Raw genomic sequence first — 10,007 nt, 5'->3', positions numbered from 1 at the left:
TTGCATGTATTAGGCACGCCGCCAGCGTTCATCCTGAGCCAGGATCAAACTCTCCAATAAAGTTAGTTTGTCTAGCATCTAAAATAAAAATTGACGTTTCACGTTGTTTGTTTCGTTCAGTTTTCAAAGAACTACTTGGTCGCTCATTTGCGACTTCCTTATGTTAACATTTTCGTTTTTCGATGTCAACTAAGTTTTTCAATTTCTTTTTGTCGTTTTCTGCGTTTCCGCATCAGCGACGGTTATTAATTTAACATATACAAACTATTAACGTCAACACTTTTTAATAAAAAATTCTTTTTCTTACATAACGAATACATTCTTCTGTGTTAGCTACTCTCCGGAATAAACAGAAAATGATTTTATATCTTTCTTCCATGGCTTTTTTTACAACTTCATGAATACGCTCATCTTCAAAATCAAATAAAAGTTCCTCTAATTCTCTCTTCAATATGTATTCCATTTCTTTTCTCTCTTCTTTTGTCAACATCAGCCCAAGCAAACAATCACCTCAATAATTCCTTACGCAACAATAAACGTTCCGCTCATTTTCAATTATCACAATCCTATCATCCATTATATCCACTACTTACGATATTAATCCTTTGTTCTCTTTTTTATATTTACAGCATATATGTAACTGAAAAGGATTGGACAAAGGGGCGTAATATTATGTTTTTCTTTTTTATTACGAGTAAGAGAAATTTTAAACACATTAGCTTAATAGTGATACTGTCCTTATTTACAGCATGGCTACTCTTTTTAAAAACATATTCACATGAATCTGCTTTTTCAACTGCTACAGGCCCTAAAGTAATTTACAAAGGAGACACCGCTAAAAAGCAAGTTGCATTTACGTTTGATATTAGTTGGGGAGACAAAAAAGCAATTCCAATCCTAGATACTCTTAAAGAAAGAGAAATTAAGAATGCAACATTCTTCCTTTCTGCTGCATGGGCCGAAAGACACCCCGATATTGTAGAGCGAATCATGAAAGACGGACACGAAATCGGTAGTATGGGGTACAATTACACATCCTACACTTCTCTAGAGACAAATGAAATAAGACGAGACCTTTTACGAGCACAAGATGTTTTTACGAAACTTGGTGTAAAACAAGTCAAGCTGTTACGTCCACCTAGTGGCGAATTTAACAAAGCAACCCTTAAAATCGCAGAATCACTTGGATACACCGTCGTGCATTGGAGTAATAATTCAAACGATTGGAAAAACCCAGGTGTAAATAACATCGTTTCCACTGTCTCTAATAATTTGAAAGGTGGAGATATCGTCTTATTACACGCATCCGATTCTGCCCTTCAAACAAATAGAGCTTTACCGCTGCTCCTGCAAAAAATAAAAAGTGATGGATATGAGCAAATATCCGTATCACAACTTATTTCCAACACAAGTACGAAAAGTGAAGATGTGAAGTAGCTTCTTCCCTACCACTCTTCACGCATAAAAAGCTCTACTACCTTTCAAGAAGGTGGTAGAGCTTTTTGAATCATACCATTTCCAGCATTATAACTGCTGGTGTATAAAATCTCTCTATTAAGCTGATTTACTTGTTTTTCCGATTAAACGATGTAATACAAGTAATTGATATGCGTTACATAACAATAGCGGTATAACCATTAAATATAACCAATCTGTATCATTAATCCGAAGCGCTGGTACCCATTCAAGGATCGTTACAACAACCATAAAGAACAGAGCTGGCACAAATGCTTTTTTATTTGTTTCTTTGCTTTTTACATAAGCAACAATTGCTCCAAACACAAATAATATTCCAGCAACAAGTATGTTATTCCCTAACGAGACTTCCCCATTTGCAATAAGTACAGATCTTAAATACACAAAATCAAATAATACGAATGCAATAAAGAAGAGCTGGACTGCATTCCATAAAGAAGATGAGCGGAACATCCCTAGTCCAAAACGGTGGATTGTTAAATATGCAAAGAATCCCATTTGACTTATAACACTAAAAATAAATCCTACACCCATCAGCCAGAAAGATACTGCTAAAATCTCCTTACCGTCGAAATTTTGAAAAAAATTATTGTACTTGTCCCACTCCAAAACAAAACCAATAATAACTGTGCTAATTCCACCAAGAAACAACGTCGTTAAAAATAGTCGTACCCACTTGCGGCTATTCACAACACATCCCCCATTATCCTTATATTTCTAATTAAATTGTATCAATGACAATTTCAAAAAGCTAGCCATGTTCATGTATAAATTCCTTAAAGATATTTATATTAAAAAGAGAGAACTGTGCTGAAAGGAGTTCCAACTTATGAAACGGATGCTATTCATTTTCGTTTCTTCTTTTCTACTTATCGCACTTGCAGCATGCGCACAAGGAAAAGAAACGAAATCCGAACTAGATTACGATCAAACAAAGAAAATGATTGTTGATATTTTAAAAACAGATCAAGGTAAGAAAGCTATTCAAGATGTATTAACTGATGAAAAAATGAAACAAGCACTCATACTAGATGAAACAGTAGTAAAGAAAACGATTGAAGATGCCATGGTATCCGATAAAGGGCAACAATTCTGGGAAAAGCTCTTTAAAGATCCTGAGTTCTCATCGAAGTTCGCTAAAAGTATGGGGAAAGAACAAACCCAATTAATGAAAACCTTATTAAAAGACCCTGAATATCAAGCAGGCGTTATAGAAATTATGAAAAATCCTGAAGTAGAAAAAATGATGTTACAAACAATGAAGAGTAAAGAATACCGTCAATATCTACAACAAGTACTAACAGAAACTGCTGAAAGTCCACTCTTCCAAGCCAAGATGATTGATATCATTAGTAAAGGTGTGCAAAAAGCTGAAAAAGGCGGATCTGGTAAGAAAGAAGCAGGCGGTGACGGTGGTTCTCAAGGCGGGAAGAAGGAAGAATAGTAAAAAATAATAACTATAATAACGAGTGGACAATTTATACATTGTTCACTCGTTATTACTTTATCTTGCTATTAACAGACGAAATGGCCCCCTCTAGTTAAGCGAAAGGTTTACTAGCAACAAAAGCCTTATTGTTGTCAGTAACAGGTGAACCCCACTGATTAAAGTTTCACTTTATTTTTGTGTAACAGCTGTTCTATCAATTACTGTTTCAGCTATTTTACTATAAATAATGCCCGTTGTATGTGTATCTTCATATACTGAAGGAGCAAAGTCTTCTTTATTCCAATCGGGTTGTTGTAGCGGAATGCGACCAAGAACATTCGTTTGTAATTCGGTAGCTAACTTATCTCCCCCGCCTTTTCCAAATACATATTCTTTCTCACCAGTTACCTTACTTTCAAAATATGCCATATTCTCAACAACACCAAGAATACTATGTTCAGTGCGCAATGCCATCGCTCCAGCACGCGCTGCTACAAACGCAGCTGTTGGATGAGGCGTCGTTACAATAATCTCTTTGCAAGATGGCAACATTGAGTGCACATCTAACGCAACATCACCTGTGCCTGGTGGCAAATCTAGTACTAAATAATCTAAATCGCCCCATTCTACTTCTGTGAAGAAGTGGTTTAACATTTTCCCAAGCATAGGTCCTCTCCAAATAACTGGTGCATTATCCTCTACAAAGAAGCCCATTGAGATTACCTTTACACCTAAACGTTCCACCGGAATTATCTTGTCACCTCTTACGATAGGACGTTTTTCTATCCCCATCATGTCTGGCACACTAAAACCGTAAATGTCCGCATCAATAATACCAACTTTTTTTCCTAAACGAGCTAAAGCAACTGCAAGGTTAACGGAAACAGTTGATTTTCCCACGCCACCTTTTCCACTCGCTACTGCTAAGAATGTTGTTTTTGAATTAGGTGACAATAAAGATTCACTTTGCTCTTCTTCTTGTTCCGGTGCAAACTGAGCTAATTCCTCTTCTGTAAATTCTGCAAAACGAAGTCCAACTGTTGCTGCCCCAAGTTCTTTTACTAACTTTACAATTCCAGACTGCAACTGCATTTGTTCCGCTGTACCGGTTTTTACGATTGCAATTTTGACACTCACATGTTCCTTCTCTGGCTTGACTGTTACCTCTTTAATTGCACTTGTTTCTTTTAATGTTTTATGTAAAAACGGATCTACAATCCCTTCTAACGCTTCAACCACTTGCTCTTTCGTTATCATAATTAGCCCAGCCCCCTGTATGAAAAATAACGTAATGTTAATTGAATTTATCTCTGCTTATCCTTGAAATAAATGCGTTTACATTTCCAGTATAACATATTTTCCGAAAACTTCGTTAACGAGAGAAGCTCAAAAAAATCCTCCTTATTCTGGAGGATTTCCTTTTTCCGTGAAATAACGTAATATACCACGGTATATTGCAGCTGCTACCTTTTGCTGATATTTCTCCGAATTTAACATATACCTTTCGTTCACATTCGATAAAAAGCCAGCTTCAATTAAAGCACCTGGTGTTTTAGAATACTTTAATAAATATACATGCGAAATTGTCTTAGCAGAACGATTCGTGTTTTCTAAACTTGTTCTCAATTCAGCCTGTATAAATTTTGCAGCACGTTCATTTTCAATCGAAGAGCGGTAATAGAACGTTTGTGCGCCTTTCGATCCACTACTAGTTAAAGCATTTAAATGAATACTTGCAAAAAAGTCTACATCAGGTTTATTGATGATTTCTACACGTTTTTTTAAATCCTCTGCTTTACGTCTACTATATGACTTTGTATCTTTGTTAGCTAAATCATAATCTCCCTCACGCGTTAAAATAACTAGTGCACCTTGTTCTTGTAAATAGTCTTGTACCTTTTTTGTAATTTCAAGCGTAATATCCTTTTCTATAATATCCTTTCCACCAACAGCCCCTCCATCTGGTCCACCATGCCCAGCATCTAATACAATTACTTTCCCTGATAAGGGTAAATTCCAAGCTCGCCACGATTTTGTAATTTGAAATTCTTGTTTAACTAAAAAAAACAATACAACCGCAGCGAGCGCAAAAGAGATAATTCGAATTCTCTTCATACCTTTCCTCCTCCAGCTAGTCCCTCTAATTACTTATATGGGACAAGAGGAAAGTTTATGCTTGTCTTAATGAAGCTTTAATCGATATCTTCTTTCACCTTTTTCATACCCTTCTTGCCACCACAATCCTATAAACTGCTGACAAGATTCAAAAAGTAATTCCTCATCTTTCAACTTTATTTCTCGCATAGTCATACTCGTTAAAAATTGAAATAGCGTTTCAGTTAATTGTTGTTCTTCTTCTAAAGCTCTATATTTCACATCAAAAATCGATTCACCATAATAACCAAATTTACTGTATCTCGCTCCTAATAAATAAGATTCTATCCCTAATTCAATACAGTAATCTTCATACTGACGATGAAGCTCTTGCATTTGAAAGGCATCACGAATATTTGAACGCAATGTTTTTAATGATAATTCCCGCAACATCTTCCGCTCGTATTTTAACTGCTTTTCTTTTTGTTTTTCTTGTAAGCTGACAATGACATTCATAGTACTTATAAACCTCCCTAATACGTATTAGTCTAAACTTCTAAAGAAGAAGCATACGCGTGGCGGTAGCACTAAAATATTCCAAGCTATAAAAATTGCAAAAGAGGAATGAAACATAAAAAAACCCCAACCAAGATGGTTGGGGTTTGTAGTTCGCAAAAATTAACGTTTTGAGAACTGAGGTGCACGACGTGCGCCTTTAAGACCGTATTTTTTACGCTCTTTCATACGTGCGTCACGAGTTAATAGACCTGCACGTTTTAGTGTTAGACGGTATTCTGGATCAGCTTTTAATAAAGCGCGAGAAATACCGTGACGAATAGCACCAGCTTGACCAGTGTATCCACCACCATTTACGTTTACAAGTACATCGTAGTTACCTAAAGTTTCTGTTGCAACTAGAGGTTGTTTCACTACTTCACGTAATGCAGCAAATGGGATATAGTTTTCAAAATCACGACCGTTAATGATAACGCGTCCTTCGCCTGGAACTAGGCGTACGCGCGCTACTGAACTCTTACGACGTCCAGTGCCATAGTATTGAACCTGTGCCAAAGTAAGCCCTCCTTTAATTAATTATCCGCGAAGTTCGTAAACTTCTGGTTTTTGTGCTTGGTGTGGATGCTCTGCTCCAGCATACACGTTAAGTTTCTTAGAAACTTGACGGCCTAAGCGTCCTTTTGGAAGCATGCCTTTAATTGCAAGCTCTAACATTTGTACAGGGTAGTTTGTACGCATTTCAAGAGCTGTTCTTTGCTTAAGTCCACCTGGGTGGTTAGTGTGACGGTAGTAAATTTTATCGTTTAATTTATTACCTGTTAAATGAATTTTCTCAGCGTTAATAATAATTACATGATCACCCGTGTCAACGTGTGGTGTAAATGTAGGTTTGTTTTTACCACGTAAAATGGATGCTACTTCACTAGCAAGGCGACCTAAAGTTTGACCTTCAGCATCAACCACATACCATTTACGCTCAACTTCGTTAGCTTTTGCCATAAAAGTCGTACGCATGTGTTTCCCTCCTCGTTATCTTTTCCATAGAAAAAATCTATTGTTTATCTTAAACACGATTTCCTTCCGGGGCTAATCGTGGTTTTAGAAACAATACCATATGTTATGATATACTTTTGAGTTTCTAATGTCAAGCAAATGTTACACCAGGATTAGTTGTTATAGTTTACCTCCCATAAGTAAAGCCCATGACCTGGAGCCATCTTTCCAGCAAACTGACGATTTTGTTTCGCTAAAATCTCTGGAATGCTATCAGGATCAAGCTTTCCTTGCCCTACGCTAAGTAACGTACCAACAATAATTCTGACCATATTATATAAAAATCCATTACCTACAAAACGAAAAATTATTTCATCATTTTGTTCAATTAACTCGATTTCATAAATTGTTCGCACTTTATCTTTTTTGTCAGTTTTTGCCGAACAAAAAGAAGTGAAATCATGTGTTCCAATAAAATAAGGAATTGCTTTTCTTATAGAGTTGATTTCGAGCGGATATGGATATTGATATACGTAATTTCTACGGAATACATCCGCAGTCTTTGATAATAATACACGATAACGATATTCTTTTTTCTCAACACCGTAACGTGCATGAAATTCTTCTGTTTTTTTCTCTACTTGCCTAATAACAATATCATCTGGCAACATTGTGTTTAAAGCATTAATCCATTGCCACTCTTCAAGAGACAAAGGAGTATCAAAGTGTATTACTTGTCCTTTTGCATGAACTGTAGAATCTGTTCTACCAGATGCCTGAACACGAACAAGTTCTCCCTTATGCAATTTCTGCAATGCTTTTTCTATCTCCTGTTGAACAGTACGATGGTTCGGCTGAATTTGATAACCACAAAAATGCATGCCATCATATGCAACCGTACATTTTATTCTATCCATTTCTCTATTCTCCATTACGATCGCACCCATGCCAAAATACAAGCTAAACAAAATAAGCTGACAATCGTTACTGTATCGCTTGTTTTCCAGCGTAGTTGCCTAAATTTAGTACGTCCTTCACCACTTTGATATCCACGAGCTTCCATCGCAATGGCTAAGTCCTCTGCACGCTTAAAAGCACTGATAAACAGAGGAACGAGCAGTGAAATAATAGCTTTCATTCTATCTTTTATCGGTCCCCCGGCAAAATCAATACCACGTGACGCTTGTGCTTTCATTATTTTACTCGTTTCATCCATTAATGTCGGGATAAAACGAAGAGAAATTGACATCATTAATGCGATTTCATGAACAGGAACCTTTATACGCTTCAACGGCTTTAATAACGTCTCCAAACCATCTGTAATTTCAATAGGTGTCGTCGTTAACGTTAATAATGTCGTCATTAAAATAATAACGAAGAATCGTACAGAAATGTATATCCCTTGCTCTAATCCTTTTTCATATATCGAAAACCAACCAAGCTGGAATAGTACATCCCCCTCCTTATTTGTAAAAATATGCAGGAAAAATGTAAAAAGAAAAATCCATAAAATTGGTTTTAAGCCCGAAAGTACATAACGAATCGGCACTTTTGCAAAAAATAAAGCAATGAGTGCATATAAAAATAAAAATCCATATGAAATCGCATTATTTGCTAAGAAAACAACAAATACATATAAAAAGACAATCAGCAGCTTCGTACGTGGATCAAGTTGATGAATAAGTGAATTCCCCGGGATATATCTCCCAATAATCAACTGCTGCATGATTCATGACCACCTTTTCGTAACACCTGCACAACTTCATGAGTAAGATCCTCTAAAGATAAGGTAGCCTTTGGAATTGAAATACCAAACTTCTCTTCAATTGCACGTTTATACTTTAATGACATAGGAAGATCCACACCAATTTTCTCTAGTTCATCGGCATGTGAAAATACTTCCTCTGCACTTCCTTGCAAAAAGACCGTTCCTTTATGCATAACTACAATCTGCTCCGCATACTGAGCAGCATCCTCCATATTATGCGTTACAAGGATAACTGTAAGCCCCTTTTCCTTGTGCAGCTTATAAAACATCTCCATAAGTTCGTTCTGCCCTTTTGGATCTAGTCCTGCTGTAGGTTCATCTAATACAAGCACTTCAGGTTCCATCGCCAGTACACCCGCTATAGCAACACGTCTCATTTGTCCACCACTTAATTCGAATGGAGAACGTGTTAACAGTTCCGGTTCTAGCCCTACAAGTTCAATTGCCTTTCTAGCCTTTTGCCTTGCTTCGTCTACAGATACTCCAAAATTAGTAGGGCCGAAACAAATATCTTTCTCCACAGTCTCTTCAAACAACTGATGTTCTGGGAATTGAAAGACAACCCCTACTTTTTTACGTAGTGGCTTTAACTTTTTTTCTTTCTTTCCTGCCGAAATCAAATGTTCACCAATTTGAACTGTACCATTTGTCGGCTGCAATAAACCATTTAAATGTTGAATCATCGTTGACTTACCTGAACCAGTATGACCAATAATGGCATAATAGCCCCCACTTGGAAACGACACATCTACATCATAAAGTGCGCGTCTTTCAAATGGAGTTTTATATTGATAACGATGCTCTACTTTTTGGAATGTAATCTCCAAAGTTCGTTCACCAAGCTTTCCATTGTAAGATGCGTATTTTGCAAGAGAATTTCATTTCTTTTTAATAATTCTGCTATTTTCACTGAAAACGGTACATCTAAGCCAATTTCTTGGAGCATATGAGAGGATTTGAAAATTTTTTCTGGAGTCCCTTCCTCTAATATTTCTCCCTTATTTAAAATAATGACACGATCTGACTGTGCCGCTTCTTCTAAATCGTGCGTAATCGATAACACGGTAATACCTTTTTGAGTAACAAGTTGTCTAACCGTTTCTACTACTTCACGTCTCCCTTGAGGGTCTAACATTGACGTTGCTTCATCTAATATTAAAATAGATGGTTGAAGTGCTAAAACGCCTGCTATTGCCACTCGCTGCTTTTGCCCACCAGATAAGGAATGAGGCTCATCATTAAGAAAATCTTCCATACGGACAAGTCGCAAGGCCTGTTCTAATCTTTCAATCATTTGTTCTCTTGGCATTCCGATATTCTCTAAGCCAAATACAACATCATCTTGCACTGTTGTTCCAACAAATTGATTATCTGGATTTTGAAATACCATTCCAATTTGTTTTCGAACATCCCATACCGTTTCCTCTGATAAAACCATTGTATCATTTACTGTAATAGTCCCTGCTTCTGGCAAAAACAAACCATTCAATAATTTTGCAAGTGTAGACTTTCCTGAACCGTTTTGTCCAATAATAGATACCCATTCTCCCTCATATAAGGAAAATGAAACATCTTTTAATGCATAAGTGGCTGCCCCAGGATATTGAAATGATATATTTTCTATCCGAAGTTTCTCTTTTTTCAATAGAAGGCACCCTTTCCTTCGCACAGTTAGCCTATTTTTATATTTAAAAAAAAGGGCCATGACCAGTTTCTTGAAAAGAACTGTCC

General features: G+C 36.7%; 13 protein-coding genes and 1 rRNA gene. 2 read left to right on the top strand and 12 right to left on the bottom strand.

The window, feature by feature from the left end; genetic code table 11:
• Nucleotides 1–60, bottom strand: a 16S ribosomal RNA gene (locus tag ES895_RS26880); the annotation flags it as partial.
• 223 nt (nt 61–283) lie between these two features.
• Nucleotides 284–502, bottom strand: coding sequence for a hypothetical protein (locus tag ES895_RS26875; RefSeq protein WP_000901147.1), 219 nt, complete (start codon nt 500–502; stop codon nt 284–286).
• A 170-nt stretch (nt 503–672) separates the two neighbouring features.
• On the opposite strand from ES895_RS26875, the gene pdaB reads away from it, so the two are divergent.
• Complete coding sequence (pdaB, locus tag ES895_RS26870) at nt 673–1,437, top strand: polysaccharide deacetylase family sporulation protein PdaB (RefSeq protein WP_000464705.1); 765 nt, start codon at nt 673–675, stop codon at nt 1,435–1,437.
• Between the two features lie 117 nt (nt 1,438–1,554).
• Here pdaB and kbaA read toward each other — a convergent pair whose 3' ends face one another.
• The gene (gene kbaA / locus ES895_RS26865; protein ID WP_135238771.1) at nt 1,555–2,166 is read right to left on the bottom strand and encodes a KinB signaling pathway activation protein KbaA; all 612 of its coding nucleotides are present in this window, start codon (nt 2,164–2,166) and stop codon (nt 1,555–1,557) included.
• 139 nt (nt 2,167–2,305) lie between these two features.
• Between kbaA and gerD the strand changes: the two genes are divergently transcribed.
• Nucleotides 2,306–2,920, top strand: a complete 615-nt coding sequence (gene gerD / locus ES895_RS26860) for a spore germination lipoprotein GerD (protein ID WP_000827296.1) — start codon at nt 2,306–2,308, stop codon at nt 2,918–2,920.
• A gap of 174 nt (nt 2,921–3,094) precedes the next feature.
• Here the strand turns inward: gerD and ES895_RS26855 are convergent, their stop codons facing one another.
• The 9 genes from ES895_RS26855 to ES895_RS26815 form a co-directional block, all read right to left on the bottom strand.
• A complete protein-coding gene (locus tag ES895_RS26855) occupies nt 3,095–4,162 on the bottom strand; it encodes an Mrp/NBP35 family ATP-binding protein (RefSeq protein WP_000628846.1) in 1,068 nt (355 codons plus the stop codon).
• Between the two features lie 144 nt (nt 4,163–4,306).
• On the bottom strand, nt 4,307–5,020 hold the full coding sequence (gene cwlD / locus ES895_RS26850; RefSeq protein ID WP_000822439.1) for an N-acetylmuramoyl-L-alanine amidase CwlD: 714 nt from the start codon (nt 5,018–5,020) through the stop codon (nt 4,307–4,309).
• Between the two features lie 66 nt (nt 5,021–5,086).
• Nucleotides 5,087–5,515 (bottom strand): DUF2521 family protein, encoded by a 429-nt coding sequence (locus ES895_RS26845; RefSeq protein ID WP_001101007.1) that lies wholly within the window; start codon nt 5,513–5,515, stop codon nt 5,087–5,089.
• A gap of 162 nt (nt 5,516–5,677) precedes the next feature.
• Entirely contained in the window at nt 5,678–6,070 is a 393-nt protein-coding gene (gene rpsI / locus ES895_RS26840; protein ID WP_000079986.1) for a 30S ribosomal protein S9, read from the bottom strand.
• Between the two features lie 21 nt (nt 6,071–6,091).
• A complete protein-coding gene (rplM, locus tag ES895_RS26835) occupies nt 6,092–6,529 on the bottom strand; it encodes a 50S ribosomal protein L13 (protein WP_001260793.1) in 438 nt (145 codons plus the stop codon).
• Nucleotides 6,530–6,681: 152 nt separating this feature from the next.
• Nucleotides 6,682–7,425 (bottom strand): tRNA pseudouridine(38-40) synthase TruA, encoded by a 744-nt coding sequence (truA, locus tag ES895_RS26830; protein ID WP_002098927.1) that lies wholly within the window; start codon nt 7,423–7,425, stop codon nt 6,682–6,684.
• A 14-nt stretch (nt 7,426–7,439) separates the two neighbouring features.
• Nucleotides 7,440–8,234 (bottom strand): energy-coupling factor transporter transmembrane component T family protein, encoded by a 795-nt coding sequence (locus tag ES895_RS26825; RefSeq protein ID WP_001186526.1) that lies wholly within the window; start codon nt 8,232–8,234, stop codon nt 7,440–7,442.
• Nucleotides 8,222–9,103, bottom strand: coding sequence for an energy-coupling factor ABC transporter ATP-binding protein (locus ES895_RS26820; RefSeq protein ID WP_000406535.1), 882 nt, complete (start codon nt 9,101–9,103; stop codon nt 8,222–8,224). The genes ES895_RS26825 and ES895_RS26820 overlap by 13 nt, the downstream gene beginning before the upstream one ends.
• Complete coding sequence (locus ES895_RS26815) at nt 9,079–9,921, bottom strand: energy-coupling factor ABC transporter ATP-binding protein (RefSeq protein WP_000711759.1); 843 nt, start codon at nt 9,919–9,921, stop codon at nt 9,079–9,081. The genes ES895_RS26820 and ES895_RS26815 overlap by 25 nt, the downstream gene beginning before the upstream one ends.
• Between the last annotated feature and the right edge of the window lie 86 nt (nt 9,922–10,007).

Source organism: Bacillus sp. 007/AIA-02/001 (assembly GCF_004634455.1).
GTDB lineage: Bacteria > Bacillota > Bacilli > Bacillales > Bacillaceae_G > Bacillus_A > Bacillus_A cereus.
This window is presented reverse-complemented; position numbering and strand designations above follow the sequence as displayed.

Coding starts and splice junctions, on each gene's coding strand:
- pdaB (WP_000464705.1), top strand. CDS start 673: ATGTTTTTCTTTTTTATTACGAGTAAGAGAAATTTTAAACACATTAGC.
- gerD (WP_000827296.1), top strand. CDS start 2,306: ATGAAACGGATGCTATTCATTTTCGTTTCTTCTTTTCTACTTATCGCA.
- ES895_RS26855 (WP_000628846.1), bottom strand. CDS start 4,162: ATGATAACGAAAGAGCAAGTGGTTGAAGCGTTAGAAGGGATTGTAGAT.
- cwlD (WP_000822439.1), bottom strand. CDS start 5,020: ATGAAGAGAATTCGAATTATCTCTTTTGCGCTCGCTGCGGTTGTATTG.
- ES895_RS26845 (WP_001101007.1), bottom strand. CDS start 5,515: ATGAATGTCATTGTCAGCTTACAAGAAAAACAAAAAGAAAAGCAGTTA.
- rplM (WP_001260793.1), bottom strand. CDS start 6,529: ATGCGTACGACTTTTATGGCAAAAGCTAACGAAGTTGAGCGTAAATGG.
- truA (WP_002098927.1), bottom strand. CDS start 7,425: ATGGATAGAATAAAATGTACGGTTGCATATGATGGCATGCATTTTTGT.
- ES895_RS26825 (WP_001186526.1), bottom strand. CDS start 8,234: ATGCAGCAGTTGATTATTGGGAGATATATCCCGGGGAATTCACTTATT.